This is a genomic window from Pseudolactococcus chungangensis CAU 28 = DSM 22330, from assembly GCF_002441885.1.
GTDB classification, from domain to species: Bacteria; Bacillota; Bacilli; order Lactobacillales; family Streptococcaceae; genus Pseudolactococcus; species Pseudolactococcus chungangensis.
Map to the genome: position 1 here is coordinate 1 of NZ_JXJT01000081.1, position 375 is coordinate 375.

At 37.6% G+C, this 375-nt stretch carries 1 protein-coding gene; it reads left to right on the forward strand.

The window, feature by feature from the left end; genetic code table 11:
- Positions 1-375 (forward strand): hypothetical protein (locus tag RR45_RS11335; protein WP_179295343.1); only part of this gene is annotated, 375 nt, incomplete at both ends.

The following is a 375-nucleotide window of genomic DNA, read 5'->3' on the forward strand; positions in this document are numbered from 1 at the left end:
ATGTTGCGAATTTTGACAATCCTCTGGTTGAAGTGGATACAGCTTACAAGCGATTACATATCGTCGGCTCAGATGTATTTACTTTTGTTGTTGAAAACGCCTATCCTTATGATGCGAAAAATCCTACCTTTAGCAAGGAACAATGCGCCAAAGAAACCTTAGATATGGTTTATGGAGTGCTTGGTGTGAACATTGACAGCAATAACTTTTTACAGTTAGACAACGTGATGAATGGAAAATATCAATTCCCGATAGAAAGAGCGGATGTTGCGCAATATTTTGAGTTTACGAATAGTTTCGCAAAGTTAATTCAAAACAAATATCCTGAGGGTAAAAAGTTAGACGATGTCAAAGACCACCAAATGCGGTATTGGT